The 19869-nt window shown below is 57.1% G+C and carries 17 protein-coding genes; 10 read left to right on the top strand and 7 right to left on the bottom strand.

Features of this window, described 5'->3' with window-relative positions:
* The first annotated feature begins 189 nt into the window (after positions 1 to 189).
* From WKI41_RS15955 to WKI41_RS15930, 6 genes are read left to right on the top strand one after another with little or no spacing between them, the layout of a single operon-like run.
* A complete protein-coding gene (locus tag WKI41_RS15955) occupies positions 190 to 753 on the top strand; it encodes an STAS-like domain-containing protein (RefSeq protein ID WP_340194482.1) in 564 nt (187 codons plus the stop codon).
* Positions 753 to 1103 carry a hypothetical protein gene (locus WKI41_RS15950; protein ID WP_340194481.1) on the top strand — a complete coding sequence of 117 codons (351 nt, stop codon included), beginning with the start codon at positions 753 to 755 and terminating at the stop codon, positions 1101 to 1103. The genes WKI41_RS15955 and WKI41_RS15950 overlap by 1 nt, the downstream gene beginning before the upstream one ends.
* The gene (locus WKI41_RS15945; protein WP_340194480.1) at positions 1100 to 2377 is read left to right on the top strand and encodes a hypothetical protein; all 1278 of its coding nucleotides are present in this window, start codon (positions 1100 to 1102) and stop codon (positions 2375 to 2377) included. Before WKI41_RS15950 ends, WKI41_RS15945 begins: the two co-directional genes overlap by 4 nt.
* Positions 2378 to 2389: 12 nt before the next feature.
* Complete coding sequence (locus WKI41_RS15940) at positions 2390 to 3310, top strand: hypothetical protein (protein WP_340194479.1); 921 nt, start codon at positions 2390 to 2392, stop codon at positions 3308 to 3310.
* Positions 3300 to 5297, top strand: coding sequence for an ATP-dependent nuclease (locus tag WKI41_RS15935; RefSeq protein WP_340194478.1), 1998 nt, complete (start codon positions 3300 to 3302; stop codon positions 5295 to 5297). The genes WKI41_RS15940 and WKI41_RS15935 overlap by 11 nt, the downstream gene beginning before the upstream one ends.
* Positions 5270 to 6970: a UvrD-helicase domain-containing protein gene (locus tag WKI41_RS15930; RefSeq protein ID WP_340194477.1), complete on the top strand. Its 1701-nt coding sequence runs from the start codon at positions 5270 to 5272 to the stop codon at positions 6968 to 6970. Before WKI41_RS15935 ends, WKI41_RS15930 begins: the two co-directional genes overlap by 28 nt.
* Positions 6971 to 7096: 126 nt before the next feature.
* Here WKI41_RS15930 and WKI41_RS15925 read toward each other — a convergent pair whose 3' ends face one another.
* The 7 genes from WKI41_RS15925 to WKI41_RS15895 form a co-directional block, all read right to left on the bottom strand.
* Complete coding sequence (locus tag WKI41_RS15925) at positions 7097 to 8245, bottom strand: RHE_PE00001 family protein (RefSeq protein WP_340194476.1); 1149 nt, start codon at positions 8243 to 8245, stop codon at positions 7097 to 7099.
* A gap of 144 nt (positions 8246 to 8389) precedes the next feature.
* Positions 8390 to 9130 carry an ATP-dependent Zn protease gene (locus WKI41_RS15920; RefSeq protein ID WP_340194475.1) on the bottom strand — a complete coding sequence of 247 codons (741 nt, stop codon included), beginning with the start codon at positions 9128 to 9130 and terminating at the stop codon, positions 8390 to 8392.
* Positions 9127 to 11121, bottom strand: a complete 1995-nt coding sequence (locus tag WKI41_RS15915) for an AAA family ATPase (protein ID WP_340194474.1) — start codon at positions 11119 to 11121, stop codon at positions 9127 to 9129. Before WKI41_RS15915 ends, WKI41_RS15920 begins: the two co-directional genes overlap by 4 nt.
* Positions 11114 to 11653: a hypothetical protein gene (locus tag WKI41_RS15910; protein ID WP_340194473.1), complete on the bottom strand. Its 540-nt coding sequence runs from the start codon at positions 11651 to 11653 to the stop codon at positions 11114 to 11116. The genes WKI41_RS15915 and WKI41_RS15910 overlap by 8 nt, the downstream gene beginning before the upstream one ends.
* Positions 11654 to 11769: 116 nt before the next feature.
* Positions 11770 to 12837 carry a hypothetical protein gene (locus WKI41_RS15905; protein WP_340194472.1) on the bottom strand — a complete coding sequence of 356 codons (1068 nt, stop codon included), beginning with the start codon at positions 12835 to 12837 and terminating at the stop codon, positions 11770 to 11772.
* Between the two features lie 331 nt (positions 12838 to 13168).
* The gene (locus WKI41_RS15900) at positions 13169 to 14347 is read right to left on the bottom strand and encodes a hypothetical protein (RefSeq protein WP_340194471.1); all 1179 of its coding nucleotides are present in this window, start codon (positions 14345 to 14347) and stop codon (positions 13169 to 13171) included.
* Between the two features lie 487 nt (positions 14348 to 14834).
* Positions 14835 to 15134 carry a hypothetical protein gene (locus WKI41_RS15895; protein ID WP_340194470.1) on the bottom strand — a complete coding sequence of 100 codons (300 nt, stop codon included), beginning with the start codon at positions 15132 to 15134 and terminating at the stop codon, positions 14835 to 14837.
* A gap of 67 nt (positions 15135 to 15201) precedes the next feature.
* On the opposite strand from WKI41_RS15895, the gene WKI41_RS15890 reads away from it, so the two are divergent.
* From WKI41_RS15890 to WKI41_RS15875, 4 genes are all read left to right on the top strand, one after another.
* A complete protein-coding gene (locus WKI41_RS15890; protein ID WP_340194469.1) occupies positions 15202 to 15537 on the top strand; it encodes a hypothetical protein in 336 nt (111 codons plus the stop codon).
* A 624-nt stretch (positions 15538 to 16161) separates the two neighbouring features.
* The gene (locus WKI41_RS15885; RefSeq protein ID WP_340194468.1) at positions 16162 to 16938 is read left to right on the top strand and encodes a hypothetical protein; all 777 of its coding nucleotides are present in this window, start codon (positions 16162 to 16164) and stop codon (positions 16936 to 16938) included.
* A gap of 205 nt (positions 16939 to 17143) precedes the next feature.
* Complete coding sequence (locus WKI41_RS15880; RefSeq protein ID WP_340194467.1) at positions 17144 to 17977, top strand: recombinase family protein; 834 nt, start codon at positions 17144 to 17146, stop codon at positions 17975 to 17977.
* Between the two features lie 86 nt (positions 17978 to 18063).
* On the top strand, positions 18064 to 19869 hold a 1806-nt coding region (locus WKI41_RS15875), incomplete at its 3' end, for a recombinase family protein (protein ID WP_340194466.1).

Below are 19869 nucleotides of genomic sequence, written 5' to 3'. Positions count from 1 at the left end.
GAATGCGAGTTTGAATTTTTTCTTATTTATCCCGCCTAGCTAGATAAATCCAGATATTTATAAACCATATTAAGGGAAATAAAAGAAATTACCGACGGACTCGGACGGCTTTTTAGATTCTTTTAATAAGTGCCCTTGACCGGCGATCCTGTCGTCACTATCTTCATTTTATGAAATGAGGATTATGAAGTGCGTATTTCGATATTTGAACTGGCGGGGCAAAAAACCATTCTGACCGGCAGCTTGGCCGGACGGAAAGTGCTGTCCGACCTTATCGCGGGTATCCATCCGGTCGCCGAGACAGAGATCGTCTATCTCGACTTCGCTGGTATCGAAGTGGCCACGTCATCATTCCTGCGCGAGTGCGTCGTCGGCTTTCGCGACTTTGCGAGAAATGGCACCACGAACTTGTACCCAGTGATCGCGAACGCGAGTGCGGCAGTAACCGAGGAGCTTGAGTTTTTTGCGAAACAGCGGGCCGATGTTTTCTGGTCGTGTAAGTGTGATGCCGAAGGCAATCTCTCCAATATATCTTTGGTAGGTGAACTGGAGCCGGTCCTTCGTGTCACCTTCGATCATATCAAGCGCCTCGGCGCAGCGTCGGCTCCGCAGCTTGCCGCGAGCGGCGAGGATGAAAGCATCAAACCCACAGCCTGGAATAATCGGCTTTCGTCTCTCGCGGCGAAGGGCCTGGTTGTGGAACGCCGCATTGGAAAAACGAAAAGCTTCACGCCGCTGTTGGAGGTTGGCTGATGGGTCTGGATTACATACGCCGCGATACAGGGAAGTCGTGGAAGAAGCGTTGGAACGGCGGTCTTAACCGCCTGAAAAGTCCGACCTTGCTCGACCTTTCTATTACGGAAGCCAGTCATAAGGTCACTATTGAACTATCTGCGGGTGCGCGGCTCGACCTCGGGGATACTTGTCTGGTTGAACGCGGCAGCGGTGAATTTGCAGTAACAAAGGGGCTTCACGCGGTTGGGCGCATCCGCAATCCCGGTAACGAGATTGCTGCGGCCGTATCGGCAGGAAAAGGGTTTGTCGAAGCTCGCGTAACGCATGTTGGCCTGTTCGGTGATACAGCGGAGGTAAACTTCAGATGAGCATTCGTCCGGCTCACGAGCCGTCCCGGATTTTCCCGCAGCCTCAGCGGCTGTGGGATAACCCTGCTGTACATACCCCCGCGTTAGGTTGCCGTAATTGTAAGGATTTCGGAACATGCGGCGGCCTGCACACGGAGGCCGGTGTGTTTCTCGACTGTCATGATCTCTGCACATGCGCGGATAAATCGAAGTGCGACATGGTTTGTCGCTTCAATCCTTCCCATTTCGTTGCCCGGATGCGCGAAATCGATGGCTTCGAATTCGATAATATTCCTCGTTTTAAAGAGCTGTCACTGCCGAGCCTGCCGCTCGTCGTGCCGCTCATCCACCACAAGTACAGCCGTTCTTCTGTTCTCAACGAACCGGTCGTAGCGATTTCTCTCTATGAACTGGTCAACATGGGCAATGGTGAATTGCATGTGCGCACGCGGGAGGAACTGGCCCAACGGTTTCTGGTGCCGGCCAATGCGTCGATCGTCGTGAGCGGCGTCGGCAAAGACCCATCGATCGAGCGGTGGTGGGAATTCAAAGATCGCTTCAGCCTGATCGCACAGCTTCGCGACCTTGGCATCAGCATGATCACTGCACCGAATTATAGTGTTCTCACTGATGTGCCCAGGACGGACAATCTTCACGCTATGAAGCGGATTTTTATGGCGTGGGCGGAATTTGCGTCAGCAGGGCTTCCAGCGGCTCTGCATCTCAATGCGAGGACCGAACATGACTATCGGCGGTGGGCGGATTTGATCCGCGAACGGCCGGAAATTGGTGTGGTCGCATTTGAATTCGCAACCGGCTGCGGTCGCGGCGAGCGCATTGAATTTCATGCTGCCCAACTTTCCTTGCTGGCTCGTCGCGTAGGGAGACCCCTTAATCTTGTTGTTCGTGGCGGGCTCCGCGTTTTGCCGCAGCTCAACCGGGCCTTTAACAAAGTGACGCTTCTGGAGACAGACGCCTTTACGCGGACGCACCGGCGGCGGCGGGCCCATTTTAACGAGGCCGGGCGGTTGCGCTGGGCATCTTGGCCAACCGACGCTGATGCGCCCCTTGATGATTTGTTGGCTCATAACATCAAAGTCGTACGGGCGGCGATCGAGATGGAGATGCAGAAGCCACTAGGCTCGACGCACGTCATTCGGCGGGTGAGAGGCACGACACAGAACCGAAACAACGAACCCCGGCAGGGCAGCCTTTTCGGCGACTTCCAGCTTGCCGGTCAGGCTCAAATTGTCACCACTCAGCGTGAGGACATGGTCCCCGCTACGAAACCGTAGGTCGCCTCTCTCATGCGCCAATGCACGAAAAAGCTGGCCGATGCCGTAACCATGACCGGATTCCCGAGGAAATCGGGAGGCTCCGTCAGAAAGAGCAGCTCGCATGGCCTGTCCGGAATTCTCAATCGCCGCGAATTCGGGATTTTGCTTGAGGCTTGCGAGAACCCCAATGCCCGCGTCTGCGACCACGAATTCGAAAGCGCTCTCGCTTACCGCGTAGGCAACAAGCCCTGTTTCGATGCGTCCGCTATGCGCGTAGACGTTGTCCTGCAATTCCCCCAAGGCTCCCACCAGCTCTTCAACAAGGCGGCGGGGCATATTGTGGCTCGCCGCCGCGTTTTCGGCATGCTTGGCCCATTGGTCCCAACGGGATTGGTCGTTGCTGGTGGGATCATGCAGGGCCAGGGGAAAGACGCCAGCAATGTCGCGCATTCCATTGCCGGTTATGACACGCTGATCGAGCGCTTGATCGACCATGGCTACAAATCTCGGTTCAAACGAGACTGCTTTGTACGCATCCGGATAACAGCGCCGCGCCATGGCAAATTCTACAAGAGGGCCGATGCGGCCAGAACGACTTACGCGAATGTTTCCGAATTGCGGAAGTCGCTCGGCCGCCGCCTGCCAAAGCAGATCGTCTGCATTCTCAAAGCTGCTTTCAATCTCACGCGCTGCCTGCATGCTGTGCCTGCAATTCCTTCAATGCATCTACCCGATGCGAAACGCGGTCCCGGCGCTTTTTGTGCGAACGCCAGAAATCGGCCTGTCACTCAATCGGATAAGATGAATCAGCCCCAGATTGTGCAATATTGGCGCGAAAAGTTCGTCCGCGCTATAAGAAACGGCTTCAATAGCCCTCCTTTACCTCGCAATAGGACGTTAAAATCATCCTTCCGCATTGCAGGTCTTAGAGATCAACATCATGCGCCTTGAGAACGTAAGTATTCGAAACTTCAGATTGCTGCGGCGGATATCGATCGACCTTGCCCAAGACAAGACAACGACCATTTTCGTTGGACCCAACAACAGCGGTAAGACCTCTGTCATGGAGGCGCTTCGGCTCTTTATCGGGCCGGGAGGTGAGACGCCTAAAATCTCTTTTCACGATCTTTCACAGCTTCGCCACCGTGACCTTAAGCGCATCGAGGTTCTGCTTGCGGGCGAAGGTAATCCGGAAAAAAGGATTGCACTCTTAAAGCGGTTCGCCCCGCGTATGCGGCTTGAGCTGACTTTCGCATATGGCGAGGACCCGGCCGACCTTGTGGCAGCGACACAGCTTTTGATGGACTTGACGCCCGGTACAAACAAGGTGCGGATGAGGATCGACTACGCGCTGGAGAACGCAAAGAAGCTTCTCGATGATTTCGAGGCACGGCCGCGCAAAAATCAATCACTTTGCGACTACCTAAAAGAGACGTTCCGCGATCACTTTAAGCGCATGTTCTTTAAGGTCTCCCCCGACGGCAAGGAAGTCGAAAAGCTTGAAGACGGCGGCCTCCTGAAATCCCTGCTGCGAGTCGATCTTGTGCCGGCCCAGAGACACGTCGACGACGACGAAGGGAGCCGGTCCGCAAAGCTCTCAAAGCTGCTCCACGATCACTACGAGCGCTTTTACCAAGTAGATGACGCTGCTGGCTATCAGGCGATCGAGGATGCGCTCAAGCAAAGTGCCGGTGATCTCACCGGCAAGTACGGCATGGCCTTCGGTCGCCTCACGAAGCGACTTCAAAATTTTGGCTATCCGCCTGGCCAGAAAGCGCCGGACCTGAGAGTGCGGGCCGAATTGAGCGCTGAGACAATCTACCGCGACAACGCACGGATTTATTATGCCAGTGAACACGCCGGGAAAGGAGGCGTGATGGAAGAGTTCGAGCTTCCCGAAAAATACAACGGGTTGGGTTACAAAAATCTGATTTACATCGTTCTCCAATTGGAATCTTTCCGGGCCGCAATCGATGCGTCCAAGAGCGACAAGCCACGTGTCCACGTCATCGGCATTGAAGAGCCCGAAGCTCATCTGCATCCCCAGATGCAGACAGTTTTTATCAGCGAAATCTCCAAAGCCTTGGAATCGGATGGGGGCACTACGGCGCAGGTCGTTCTATCCACTCATTCATCGCACATGATCGCCCATTCGGCGTTTGAGCCAGTGCGGTATTTCCGGCGAGTCGGCCGTCAAGTCGTCATGCAGGATTTGTCGAAGCTGCCATTGCCCGACGATGATCCCGATCTTCTCGATTTCCTACGCCGCTACATTAGGCTAACGCATTGCGATCTGTTCTTTGCCGACAAAGCCATCTTCGTAGAAGGCCAGGTGGAGCGATTGCTGCTTCCCATGATGATAGAAGAACAGGCTAAGGTGGCGGGGTGTGAGACGCTCGGCAGCCAGTATATCAGTATCTCCGAGGTCGGCGGTGCCTATGCGCACAAGTTTAAGCCGATCATTGAATTCCTCGGCATTCCGAGCTTGATCATTACTGACTTGGATTCTGTGGATGATAACAATGAAAAGTGCCCGGTCGCGGAGGGCAAAGGCACAAGCAACGTTTGCCTTAGGACGTGGCTTCCGGCGAAAATAAAATTCGACGAGTTGATGGCCTGCGGCGACGTAGACAAGACGCAAGGCTGCATCCGTGTGGCTTACCAAGTTAGCCAAAACGGGCACTGCGGTAGGTCATTTGAAGAGGCGTTTGTTTATGCCAATATTCCTTGGCTGACGGCAAACCACGCCAAACTCATGACAACCAAAGCTGCGATCAAGAAGGCGGTGGATGCCGGGCTCGAGGCTCAGGCGTGGACGCTGAGTTCCAAGCTGGCGAAAGTCGATTTCGCACTTGATCTTATCAATGCACCGGGGTGGGGCATTCCTCTCTACATTCAGCAAGGCCTTAAATGGCTAGCAGAACATCCGGCGAAATGATGATGGATGCGGACGAGAAAATACTGGAATGCCTCAAGGCGCGGAAGAGCTTTCTGATCGATGCAGGAGCGGGGTCAGGTAAGACATCCTCGCTCATTCGTGCACTCGACTATATTCGGGGGCCCGACCGATTAAGTGTGATGGGGTCGGGTCAGCGCGTTGCCTGCATCACCTTTACAAACGTGGCCAAGAACGAGATTATCGAACGCACAGAGCACGACCCACTGTTTGTGGTTTCGACGATCCACGATTTCCTCTGGGCCTCGATCAAGTCGTTCCAGAAGGAGCTGAAACCGGCTCTGCTGGCTTTCAATGAGGGGCTGCCGGCAAACAGTCGCAGGAAGCAGAACCAGAACGAGCTTGAGGCCGCATTGAAAACAGTGCCGGCGGTCATTTACTCGGATCGGGGCGCAAATTTTCTGGAAGGTCGTATCTTCCATGATGATCTTCTGGGTGTGGCCTACATCATGTTTCGCGATCATCCTCTGTTGTCTAAAGTCGTTGCCGCCCGCTTTCCGTTCATTTTCGTAGACGAATATCAGGACACCGATCCGGTCGTCGTAAGAACGCTTCTGGAACATTTGCTAAAGACAAAACAACCACCGCTGATCGGGTTCTTCGGCGACAAGATGCAGAGCATATACTCAGGTGGAGTCGGCGAACTTTCAGGCGAGCAACAAGCGCTTCTCACCCAAATCAAAAAAGAACAGAACTATCGCTGCTCAAAAGCGGTGATCAAACTGCTCAACAAAATCCGGACGGATATTCAGCAACAACCCGCAGGCACTAATCTGCCGGGCGCCGCCGGGTATGTTAGTTTGGTCGGCGTCGATCCCGATGCAGATTTGTCAGCTTTGGCCGTGCAAAAGGCCCGCGATGCTTTTGGCTGGAACATCGAGGGCGAGTTGAAGGTGCTATTCCTTACCCATCGTCTTATTGCCCGCAAAGCCGGTTACGCTGGCCTATGGGCGGCCTATAACAGCCGAGGCGGCTTCACACAGGATAGATTCCAGAGCGGCGAAGACCCGATCGCGTCGTTCTTCGTCAACAAGGTTGAACCCTTTATTGCGGCTTGGCGAAAAGGAAAGGTGGGGCGCGCCATCAGCTTTCTAAAGGATCGACCGAGCCCGATTGCCGGGGCGACCGAGAAAGCTAGAGTTAAGGCAAATCTTGATGAGTTGCTTTCCCTCATCGACACCGGTGGCACCATTGAAGCGGTACTGAGACATTTGCGCAAAGCGCAATTGGTCGTCCTCTTGGATGACCTCGAAGATGCTATTGGGGAGGCAGCGGCGCCAGCCGATCCAGACTCGCCTGAAGCCGCACATCAAGCCTTTATGGCGCTGTTGTTGGCCGTGCCCTATGTTGAGGTTAGTCGATACCGAGCCGTTCTGGAAAATAGCATGCCGTTTTCTACCAAGCACGGAGTGAAGGGCGATGAGTTTCAGAACGTAGTTGTGATCCTTGATGACGCGGGCGCGAATTGGAACCAATACTCCTTCGGCAAGATGCTGGCGGGAACCGATACCAGCCAAGGTCGGGAGAAACGCACGCGTAACCTTTTTTATGTGTGCTGCTCCAGAGCTAAAGACAAACTGATTGTCGCCGACCTTGGCGCCGGTGCCCAAGCGAAAGTAGAGGAGTTGTTTGGTGCGGGCGCTGTCGCTATGTGACTTGATTGGCGCTCGCAGCCGAACTCCTCCGAGATAGCTCAAGTTCGTGACAAACGCCAACTCCCGTCGCGAAAGCTCGCAAGAGTTCCGTCGCGAGTGGGCAGTACCACATAGATGACTGGATCTCTAAAATATTCCCCATGCCCGAAACCTCCCCCTCCCCGTCATCTCCCTGAGGCCGAGCTCCAAAACGATCCGCCGCGCCGCCTGCGGCGTCATTCCCAGCGTCTTGGCCACCATCCCGGCCGACACCAACGGCTTTGCCATCACCAGCTCGACTAGTTCCGGCAGCTTTGACGACGTCCGCCGTCCTTCAAGTTTCCGGTCCATCATGGTTTTCGCCAGTGTCAGCCGGTCATGCTCTTTCGATACGATCTCGGCGGCAACGATCAGGCCGTGGGCAATAGCTAACAGCCGGGTCTCCCGATCGCGATGCCGGCGCCGATCGACGGGAATGGTTTTCAGGCCGAGGTTGATGGCGGCCAGATGGGCGGCGGTGGTGATACCGGACTGTCGCAGGCTGGAGGCGGCCAACAGCCGGCCGAGCCAGGGCGCATGCTGCAGGACGGCCAGCTCGTTCCATGCATCGAGTGCGACGATCGCCTGCAGCACCGCTGGCAGATCAATGGCTTGCCGCAGCACGCCGCGCCATTCCTCCAGCCGCTCGTCCTCGTCCCAGTCGAGATCATAGACGAGCGTGTCTCGCTCGCGGCTGTCGACCGCAGGTAGGTCGCGGCGTTTTGCGTGTTCGATCGCCGCGTCAGATCGCGCCAGCAGCGCGTCGATGGCGGCATAGTCGACGCCAGGAAGCCCTTCGGCTTCATCGATCTCTTTCCCCTCCCCTTCCGGATTTTGTCCCACCGCCGCGGGCATACGAACGCCGACCGGCTCCGCAGCCTCGGCGCCGACGGAAATGATGTCCGATGTTTGTCGCAAGCACCGAATACCTTCGGCGGACAGCGCCCATTCGGGTGACTGCCCACAGATCCGTCGGCGGGTGCGCAATACGTCGCGGGCGATGGTGAGTTCGTGGGTCGGCGTGCGGATGTCGCGGGTGGCGTCGTGGAGGACGAGGTCTTCGAGATGGACGAGCTCGCCGTCGATCCAGAGGGAGGCACAGGCATCGGCGTAATTTTGGCGTTCGAGGAAGCCGGCGCCGACGGGTGAGCGTGAAATACGCTCGTCGAGACGGGTGAGAGCGATACCGGCGCGGAACGCCGGCTCCATCAGGGCTGTCATGCTAATTTTTGCGAGATCGTAAGCCATTGAAATCATGGTAAATGATTTTTTATAAGAACTCTATATGAATATTACAGTTCCTCACATGGTATGTTTTGCGGTTAAGATGCTAACCATCGATAAGTACCATTTATCAATACTTAAAATGATTATATTTTCAGGTTCCAAATTCCGGATATACTACAAAATATCTCTCACTAATGTCCCATCTAACGCCCGCTCCTCAAACAGAGCTCTCGCTAGGTCATTCAGCTTGCTACGGTGCTTACCGATGATCGCACCCGCCCTCTCAAGCGCTTTTTCAAGCCGCACATGAATGCGCGCTGCCAACTCCGGATTGCCATCCAGAACCCCGGTCGGATCGTTGTCCTTTCGGTAGAGAAGCGGATGGACGGCACCAAAACCAAGTGATCTTTCAATGGCAAGCGCAAGGATGGTTGCTCTGGCAAGATCGCTGTCATCAGACCCGGCCGAGCCCGCTGAGATGTTGCCGATGACGATTTGCTCGGCTGCACGTCCCGCCATCATCATGGCCAGTATGTTCTCCCGGTAGCTGAGGGTGTCGCTTCCTGATGCGGAGAAGCCAAGCTCACTGTAGCCGCCACCATTGGCCGTGTCGATGTTGATACCGTGGATGGAGCCCAGCTTCAGGACATGATGGACAAGAGCATGACCTGCCTCGTGAACCGCAAAGCGCCAGCGGAGATCTTGCGACAGTTGCGGTCGGTCATTACGGATGGCTGCCTCAAGGTCCTCGTAACGGATTGCCCGCTTCTCGCGGCGCGCTTTAAGACGAGCTTCACGGACGAAGCGCTCGACATCGGCCCCGGTCATTCCCATGGCACGGGTTGCCAAGCGGTCGAGCATGGCCTTCGTCGCTTCTGATTCCACTGCGCTTGCGTTATTTGCTACGGTTTTCATTTAAGGGGCCTTGCTTGAGTGTCTTCGATGCGAGGTGCTCTACCAGCGCCGTGGCGATCCGAGTGGTCGAAGATGCTGTTGCTGTGTGCGGTCGGCTCTTCCTCTACCCGTGGTCGCTTGGCTTCCATCACGAGAGCTTCAACATCATCACCGAGATGGTGCGCAAAGATTTCGGCAAGCGTCGGCACATCGGGCCTGGGGATTTCGATATGGGTCTCCAATCGTCCGGAGCGCTTGATCGCCTCGTCGATATGATCGGGCCGGTTTGTGGCGCCGACGACGATCAGCCCTTCGTTCTTGATCGCGCCATCGAGCAGTTCCAGCGCCTTGTTGACGACGGTATTCCAATAGTCGGCATATTCCCGCTCGGCCGGCTGCCTTTTGCCGATGCCGTCGATCTCGTCGATGAACAGGATCGCCGGCGCCATGGCCCGCGCCTCGACAAACGTCTTGCTCATCCTGTCGATCACGTCGTTGAGATGACCGCCCTGCAGCCAAGTCGATACGGATGTGACGACCAGCGGTACCTGCAGACTGTTGCACAGCGCCCGGGCAAAGATGGTCTTGCCGGTGCCTGGCGGCCCGGACAGCAAAAGCTTGGTGCTCATCTCCGACCAAGACAGGATGCTTGCTCGATAATCATCCAGATCTGCCTTGAGATCGAGCGCCCAGTCTTTCGCCTTGCCATAGCCGGATAGCGTTTCGACGGTCATTGGCGGCTTGTCGCCGATCTCGCCTTCCGCCGGCAGAGGTTCCGGCTGGATCACCTCGGCGCCCGACGGCTTGTCCTTTTTCCAGCGACCGTTGCTATCCGTGTCGGACGATTTCGGCTTTTCGTGCGAGCCTTGGGGCTTCTCGGCGGATGTGCTCGACGATGCCGATCTGGATGCCTTGTCATTGCTTCCGCCACCACCGTCCTCCTCTTCCTCGAAGTCACTGCGATTGCGCTCGATGAGCGTGGCAAGGACATGCAGTACGTCGCGAACATGTCGCCCGGGGCGAAACGCAAGAACCAGATCCTCCAGCGACAGCCAGCGCGCATCGGAATCTGACGGCAGGCCAAACGTCTCAATCGCCGTGTTCGGATAAAGCACCTCCACCAGATCGGCGACGAACCTGCGATCGAGCTTTCCCGTCTCCAGAGACAGGTCGGCGGAGATCTGCAAGAGCGACGGAACGTCCGACCGCTTTTCCGCGATGGCAAGGATCGACAAGTCGCGCGAGAGCGCGCTGATCATCCGCCGGCGCAGGGCATTGCCCGTGACACGATGCACGCCGGCACCCGAGAAGGTCATCAGACGCCTGCGCGTCTCAGCTTCGAGGGCATCGAAGTGGTCGTCGTTGTACATGTGATCGGATTCCGTGGCTGCGAACGGGCCGCCAGGCACAAGCCGGGTTTTCTCAAGGAGCCGCAGCACCTCACGCTCGAAGCCTGCAAGCGGCGCATGGAGGGTAACGACCGATGTCACACGGGTCAGCGTACAAACGATCTCCCGAAGCGACCGTCCGCTGCTACGCACCGCACGCGCCAGAACCAGGGTCGCAACGATGTGACTGACCATTGGCGGAGCGGCGGCTCGATCCACAAGACCGATGGCATAGGCACGCTGATCGATACCGTTGCCCAGCACAGCATTCTCTCCGATTGCGCCGTGACGCACCCGGGGGATGTTCACGAGTTGCGCGGCGAACGACGGATGCTTGACCTCGGCGATCATGGCACCATCGCCTCCAGAGCCAGGCTCCGGATTGCCGCTCTCCCTCGGTGGGACAAGCCAGTCGCCAAAGTTCTTTCGGAACCAGGTGTCGTCACGGATCGGATCGCCGATCAGTCGTGTCGTGTCGAACGCAGGGGAATAGCGGAGGAGAAGATGACCCCCGACATCAACGATCCTGCTTTCCAGCAGACCGTTGCGCAGTGCGGTCCGGCGTGCCTCCCGCCGGGCGAGATGCTGGAGCCGGCGAACGAACAGACGAGTGAGCTTATCCATCTGTGCGCCCTCCCGTCTCCGCGGCAATAATTTCCGTGTGGGCGTCTTGCACCGGTTCGCGCCGACGCGTCCGACCACGCCTCCACCCACTAATGGCACCGGGCTGCGGCAACTGCGTCAACACACGCTCGCGCGGCGAACAGCGTGGCGGAGAAGAGCCGCCCGGAGGAGTGACCGAAGCCCAACCAGTCGGCTCGTTCCAAGACTGATCGATATCGCGATTGCGGTTCTGCAGCCAGTCGAGCAACAGGCGGCAGGCGGCATTGCCGCTGTCGGCAGTCGCACGCAGACGGAGCATCAGCGGGTCCGGAACAAGGCCGTTCAACGAACGACCATGTCTGACGGAGGCAAGCGTCAGCCCAATCAAAACAGCAGGGTCGTCGCGATTGCTTGAACCGTGATCAAGGTCATCGGATTGGACGGGAGTGATATTCACGAGCCTGCCGTGAAGGCAGGCGAACGCGATGGTATCGGTCGTGACCGCTTCGCAACGGAAGCCGGCCAAAGACGGACTATGGGTGTCGATGGACATGACTGTCTCCTCACCGGAGTGCATTGCAACCGGCATTTATGGAATGGAAAGGGCTGGAGAAGCCGGCCACGCGCTTCAGGCGCGACCGCGATCAATGCTGTTGGGCGCGCGGCTCGTCAGTGCCTGCGCGGACGGCGGGCGAAGCCAACCCGGATACGGACCGGTTCCGGCTCTTCGTCCGGATCATCATCGAAGCGGCCGAGATTGTAACGACCGTCGTCATCTTCATCCGTAGCCATGGCCCGCTCTTCTTCGTAAGTGCGGGCCGGACCGTTCAGCGCGATCAGCGGCCTGCCCAATACGGTCGAGGTAGCGGCCGCGTCCGACACGGCAACCGCCACGACACCGAGAGCCTTACGGGCTTCCGCTTCGAGAAGCTGCTGCACGCGGCGACCGAAGCGCAGGCGCAGTTCGGCCATGCAGGCCGCAACTCCGTCGATCTCCAGCAGGTCGTCGATCTCCGACAAGGCCCAGATGCCGGTGGCATGGTCGCTCGGGCGGCTGGCGCCATCAACGATCGCAACTTCGACAGTGTCGACCATCAGGCGCTTCTGGTTTTTGTAGAGCCAATCCGGCAAAACCATCGCTGAGGCCATCATTTTCAGCTTCAACTCTTCCAGACGGCTGGTGTCGCCATACGACGCCAGTGACCGCTTCAAGTCGAGAATGTAGGCCAGGTGCTTTGCGCGATTCACAAGGATCAGGTCCGGCGTATAGCTGCCCTTCGCCGGTGCCTCGCAGTCAAGCTTCACGCCGTCGAGGCTCGACCAATCGTTGCCGGACACGGCTTCGAGTGCTGCTTTCACCAGCGGCAACTTGAGCGACTGCGTCAAGACAACGACGTTGGGGTTGGCCTTGGCCAGACGCTCGACCGCCTGCTCCAAAAGCTTGCCCTCACGGAAGGACACGGCGCGAACGAGCGAAGCGATATGAATGTAGTGCCCGAGGATGTCGTCTTCGACCGGTTCACCGTCGGCGATGGCCGCGATGGCGCGATCAATCAGCAGATCGAGATCGGCCTCGACTTCGGCGAAGCGAACGATATGCGGATGGCGGCGCAGGACCGCTGGCTCGCCGATGCTGTAGGCACCGATGCCGAATGAGCCATGGGAGAACATCGATGCCGCGGCGACAGTCGAACGAAGAACTTCCCCGGCAGAGGTTGAGAGAGTATGCGTTGTCATAGCCCGATTCCTTTTCGCGAAGGCTGAGGGTCAGGCCCTTGTCGATGTTGGTAGCATCGGCTTGGGCCGTTTTGTGTCCGGTCTTCCGAACAACCCCAACCTGGCAGGACCGGAAGCCGGGCTCAAGGACCCGGGAACAAAAAAGAGAACGAAGCCGGTACAAGGTTAACGACGGGCTCACGAAGTCCGGGCCGATGAACGCGCTCACTGATCGCAACGCTCGACCTCAGCGTTTCAGTCGCCATCATCAGGCAAAAGGAAAAGGGCCGACATGCGGCCCTTTCGAGTTTGGCGGGAAGGCCGGTCGCCCGGCCCTCGTGCAAACTGCATCTTACGGCATGACCGCGGGTACGACTTCGACCTTGGCGACGCTGTCAGCGGCAAGCGCTGGCACCTTGGCAAACTGCTTGCGGTTTCGCGGCGCCTCCCGGCTGACCGTCATGAAGCCGCCAGTCGCCTCCTCCAGTGCTGCACCAAACCGGTCGATCACCTCATCGGAGACACCGGCGTCGGTGGAGGCCTCTTCCAAGATTGCCGGCTTTCCATCATGGCTTTCGCCGACGCTGTCCATTCCTGCCAAAAGCACCGGTCCGGATGTCGGAGCTGTCGGCGCGGAAAGCGGCCATTCCGGCTTCCTCTCCTTTGACACCGCCCAGCCGAGCACCGGAAGCACATGCAGCGAAAGCCAGTCCCGCATGTCCTTGGACTTCGGCCAGCCATCGACGCCACCCAATGTGTAGAGCGTGTCGTTGACCTCGGCCCATCCGGTTTTTTTGGGGAATTTCGTTGGCTTGGTGTTGCGGCCCCAGTCGAGTTCTGGTTCGAGGAACAAGGCCAGGCTTTCGAGCTCCTGACGCGCGACGCGGGCAATGTCCTGGATTTCCTTCGCCAGCGCCTCCTTGATCACGCGGCTTTTGGCCAATGCAGCCTCGATCGCCTGGCAGATTGTCACGACGTGCTGGATGAACGCCTTCAATCCATCGCGGATCTTGGCCGCAATCAACGCTTTCAGTCCGACAACACCGCCGGTCCAGAACTGATCGTCCTTCTCGGCCTTGTCACCGTCCACCTCTCCACCGGTGAGAATGGTCTTCACGTCGGCGACCTGAAGACGCCCGTTCGCCTCGGCAAAGGCAATGGCCGCCGTGATCTGGTCGGTCGTTGCCGAACTCAGGTGGAACAACACCGTCGCGCCGACCGAGAGGTCGACCAATTCATCACGGTAGGGTGTCAGGTTGCGGTACACCGCAGTATAATTGCGGGCGCTGCGCGGTGCGAGACCGCAGCGCATCTTTACCCAATGATCAAACCGGCCGTCGGCCAGCAGGTCTGCAGCTTGGGCCAGATGGTCGCCGAGTTCAAACGTCTGTTCGGTGGTGCGGCGGCCGAGGTCGAAGATATGGGCGGCGCTGCTTTCGAGCAGATCGCGCGTTGTATGCGCGATCCCCTCTTCTTCGTAGTTGTAGGAGAGGGCGGCGGTCGCAGTGGTCTTGGTATCTCTGGTGCGCATGGAAGTCTCCGTGTGACGCGTTTACAATGCATCCGATGAACAACGCATCGAATAACTATATGATCGCGCCAATAAGGACATAATGCAAATTCAAGTAAAACATAATTATAGTATATATTCGATTATAATCTTTATTTCTGAGCGATCTAAAGAGAATGTATTTCAACTGAAACCAGTAGTTAACTAAATGATATCGAGATATACGATATTTATAAAAAATTTCCACTTCGCGTTTTATCGATATTATTTCACGGCAAAATCCAGTATCCGTAGCCGAATAGCCGGCCTCCCACATTTAGGGCCTTAACGAAGTAGTCTTGTCGTTACGGAAACACGCGGCGAAGTAAACACGGCGCCAGCGTCTCGCCGTCTAAAGGCGACGCTCGATTTCCACCCGGAGATGGCACATTCCGCGCGAACGGCTGGGATATATGACATGAGACATCGCGGATGAACCCACCTAGAAGCTTTTTGGTTCGCCGCCGCCTCATAGTCCGGAATGGAGATCGTCCTGCAGATGCAAGCGCGACACGAAGCCGCCGGCGATTTCCGTCACCTTGCCCACAGATCGTTTCAATGTGCCCACACGTCGAGACAAGTTGCGCTCATCTGATTCATGGTTCGATATTTTTGATTCCAAACGCTGCTCATTTGATTCACGACCGCCGTTTGGCCCTCGCCAGCTTATCTCGACCTGTCTCAACGTGCCCGCAATTGATCTCAAATTGCGATCATTTGATTCAGAACCCCAAAAAAACGATTCATAAACCGGGATTTCCGATTCCATGCAAACGGCGTTGCCGTGGCGACAACCGTCTGGCATCGATAGCCAGAGACCTGACGGGGAAGAGTGCGTGCCAGCAAAGTCCGAGGAGATCCGCAACCTCAAACAGCGGGAGCGACAGCAGAAGCGTCGCGATGCCGACAAGAAGGCCAAACGCCCCGGACGCGACGATGTTGCCCGCGTCGCTCTCTACTGGCTCATTGATCGGGCGATCAAGAAGGGGATGCACGAAGACCTCGAGAAGTTTAGAGCAAGGATCGTTGCGATGCTGGCAGAACAAGGCTTCGACGACCACCAATCCGAGATCGTCCTCGATGACCTCATCTACAAATACCGAACGGGGGGCTCGCCCTTCCGTCGCAAGCCCCACCTGCTCTATCCTGACGGCGCCAACGACGCTGACTGATCGGTCGCGTCAGCTGGCCGGCTGCGGTTTCGGTCTTTCGCCCATCAGCGATGGCTAGGGAACGCCTAACGGCGTTTGCAGACTCTACGGCTCCTCCCCCCATTACTCGGTAAAACGCCGTTTGATGCTGAATCGAATGTTTCGAGCATTTTCAAGAGGGAGGCGGATCCGGCACGTGAACCATGACTGGCGAGTAGGCCATGGGTATAAGTGCGTTGCGCATCAGCAACAGTTTTCATAACTCTATACTTAACAATGACCTACCGCCGGTTTGGTCGCTGATGGCGTTCCCCCGCAGATCAATGATTCCAGCCGTGCCATTTCGGGAATCACGGCATTTTCGGCAAACCGACGTCGAAAGCCATACAAATGGGGCTCTTGAGAAAGGCCGGGCTTTGTGCGCTATTGGCGCCAACGAGTGTTCAACAGGCCAACCCACAACGGACAAGGAGGCGCCCATGGTTCACGTTTTCCATGTCGACGGCGCCACGATCCAGCCGTCCCGGGACATTGAGTGCAACAACGATTCCCGTCTCGGAATCTGCACCGGCCGCATGCGCGAGGAAGTTCTCCGCGTGGATTGCCGTCGAAGACGACGACGATCCACGACTATAAGGAGATTCCATGTCAACTATTATCCAGCATCCGTCTGCCATCGTTGCGGTTAAAACGCATCACCTGCATGACGTCGACAACGACACCAAATCCCGCCTTTATCCTGGACCGGGCGTTATCGCGTCGATCACCAGCGTAAGTGTGTCGAAAGCGAAAGACGCAATCCGTCAGCACCGCCACGGTTCGCGCTGGCTAGACTTCCCGCGCGCTCCTCCCATCACCGGAACCACCGATGTAGAGATTGAGGGGGCATTGCGCCTTCTTGGATATGTCGGAAGTTGGCGTTATCTCCCTGAACAACAGACACTCGCGGCATATCTAAACACCCGAACCGGCGTTGAGCGCGATCATCCGTGCGTTGTGAGGCTCAGCACGCATTGCGTTGCCGTGAGCGGCGGCGTTTTCTGCGACGTCTTCAGCCACGGCATCGTGATCGATATCGGCGATGCAAAGGGGCGTCGCAAAAAGGTCAGCCACGTTCTGGCTTTGACCAAACGTATTGCACCCACGATCACATCCAGGAAGCTGGTATCGAAGGCGAAGAAGACTGACGCGGACAGCAAACTTGAAGAACTCTTTCGCGAGGCGATCAAGGCTGAGACAGGAGCAACGCGCGTCAAGATCACTCCTAACGAGATCTTCGTCATCTTGCCCGATCAAAGCAGTTGGTACTGGCTCGGCGCCCACGACCGTATCCAGTGGGAGATCCTCGAGCCCCAACGCGACGGCCTCCTGCGTGGTAACTCCGCCGCGGCGGCCGCTTACCGTTCCGCTATGAGCCCCTAGCCCCGTCGGCGTCGGCGAAGCGTGATCGCGGCAATAATTGCCGTTGGCATTTGTCTCCCGCCTCGCACAGTTTCACCGCTCAACGCTGGGTTTCCATCATCACGCCCGCCGAACCATGACGGTCCGGTAGTGCTGCGGGGGCTCTCAAGTTCCCCGCCGCCGGTTACCATGTCCCCCCAAGGAAAGTTTTCATCCAAGGTTCACAATGACGAAGAATGTTCTGTTCTATGCACGCAGCTCGACCACCTCTCATCTCGGCGCCTGCTTCGATACGCAGTTGTATTTCGCAAAGGAGTTTATCAAGAAGAACGGCTGGTCACTGTCGGCAATCTGCCGCGATGAAGACATCGGCGAAGTCGTCTTCACGGCGCAGCCGGGTATCCGCAAAATCCTCGGCTATGTCGAAGAAGGTGCGATCGATATCATCCTCTGCCACACGCTCGACCGCCTATGTTCAAGGTATGACGTAGCGCTGGGTCTGTTGCGGGAACTTCGTGGAAAGGACATTGAAGTCTGGTCAGCCGATCCTGGTGTTGAGATCAAGGCGACTGACCTGAGCGAACATTACGATGGTGAGCGCGACTCGTCCGGATGCATCAACCTGATCGCACCAATGCCGGACGAACTCTACGAAGCCGAACACCTCGTTCCACTTCCATATGGCTACCGCTATTCGGGCGCATTCAACGCTGACCGTCAGTACATCTTCGGCTTCACGGCTGTAGATCCAAAAGCAGCCGAAGCCGTTCAGCAGATCTTCCACTTGTATGCCGATGGCATGTCTCCGGCAAAGATTGCTGCACTCCTCAAAATATTGGGTATCGCCGGCCCGCTCGGGAAACCATGGCGCGACACGACAATCCGTGGTGATCGGGCGCAAAGAGCCGGCATCCTCAATGAGGAACTCTATCTCGGTCGCTTCTGGATACCGGGCCGCGACTGTTTCGACTTTGTGCCAGCGCTTCAGATCGTCACCCAGGATCTTTGGCACCGCGTGAAGGAGCGTCAGCGTCAGGCGGCACGAGGCGTTGCGGAATAACGCACCAGCACGAGCACGCCCCATCATCGCGGCCAGTTCTGCCGGCCAGTGTTCACAAAGAGATTGTTTCAGATGGAATTTCGCAGATGACCAAGAATGTCCTGTTTTATGCCCGCTACTCTACCGACCGCCAGAATGAGGTCTCGATCGAGACGCAGATTGAGCTATGCGAAGCCTTCGTCAAACAGAAAGGCTGGAACCTCGTTGCAACCTATTCAGATTCCGCTGTCAGCGGCATGAGCTTTATGTTGCGCCCCGGTATTCAGCGACTTTTGGCGCATGTGAAGCGTGAACGCATCGACGTCGTGCTGTGCGTCACCGTCGACCGCCTGTCGCGCGATGTCGAGCACAGCGCCAGGATCCTCAAAGACCTGAACTACCAGAACACCGAGATCTGGACTGTTCATGCCAGTCAGCCGATCACGAAGCTGGAACTGCATTTCCGGGCGACCCTAAGCGACGAACTCGTCGACCAGATCCGCTTCCGGACGCGTGAAGGAATGAAGACGGCGGTCAAGAAAGGCAAGGCATCAACGTGCCTCGCCTATGGATACAAACTGTCCCAAGAGCGCGACGCCAACGGCGACCGCATTAAGGGTCACCGGGATATCGATCCGGTCAAGGCGGAGATCGTGAGACGAATCTTCAAAATGTATTCCGATGGTATCTCTCCGCGCGACATCGCCCACATCCTGAACACTGAAGGTATCATCGGACCACGGGGCGCCGCCTGGCGCGATACTGCCATCCGCGGCTCCAAAACAGTCGGAACCGGCATCCTCAACAATCCGAGCTACATTGGCCGTATTGTCTGGAATAAGCGGCAGTACCGTAAAAACCCTGACACGGAGCGGCGCACTGCCCGGATGAACGATGCCGATCAATGGGTCTGGGCAGAGGTACCGACAATGCGTATCGTCAGCGACGATCTCTGGGAGCGCGTTCGTGCTCGCGACGCCGAGATCGGCGACCTCTATCAGAACGCCAGGACTAACCGCCTGAACGCAACACATCGGCCGGAATATCTTCTGAGCGGAATGCTGGAATGCGCAGAGTGCGGCGGGCCTTACGCCATCTCCGGCAAGGATCGCTATAGCTGCACCAACCGCAAGAAGCGGCTGCCGATCGATGATCTCGGTGGCGCCTGCTGCAGCAACAGCAAGACGATCACCCGCCACGAACTCGAAGAGCGCGTCCTCAACTGCATTCCGGTCGCCTTCTACTCGCTCGATATCTTTGACCGCATTTCGCAGAAGATGGTCGCGCATGAGGTGAGCAAGCTGAAGACCATCCCTTCCCGCAAAGATCAGATGACAAGCGAACTGGCATCGATCAAGTCGAAGCAGGCAAGCCTGATGCAGCAGATCCAGGATCGGCACGCTGAAGGCCGGCCGCGTCTCGCCATTCTCGACGATCAACTCGATGACTTGGAGGCAGCGCGCGAGGCGCTTCTTGGGGAACTCGCCACCACCGAAGAACCCGAGCAGGATTTCTCGGAGAAGATTGCCAAGTTGAAGGCGCAGTTCGATCCGACGAATACCGAGCTTGCCATTCGCAAGTTGATCTTCCTCGCCCGCAACAATGCCGACGAACAGGCCAAGCGCCGGCTGATGCCGATCGTGCGCGACCTGATCCACACGGTGGTGATCGGCAAGACACCGGGCCACCAACCGGCAGCTCTGCAGGTCCATGGCGACATCGCCAACATCATGGCCTCAATGGATGTCATCGACGTCATGCAGCAGCAGTTCCTGGCGGCCGCACAGAACGACCTGATGTCCCGCATTGCATCCGGTGAGATCGACACGGAGGCAAAAAGGGAAAAGCTCCTCGAGGCTTACTCTGAGGAGCTTTTGCGGAAGTTTCCCGAATGGGAGAATTTACAAGTTTCA

The sequence above is a fragment of the Agrobacterium larrymoorei genome, assembly GCF_037722385.1.
GTDB classification, from domain to species: Bacteria; Pseudomonadota; Alphaproteobacteria; order Rhizobiales; family Rhizobiaceae; genus Agrobacterium; species Agrobacterium larrymoorei_C.
Note: the sequence above shows the minus strand (reverse complement) of the source record. Positions and strands in the feature narration are given on the sequence as shown.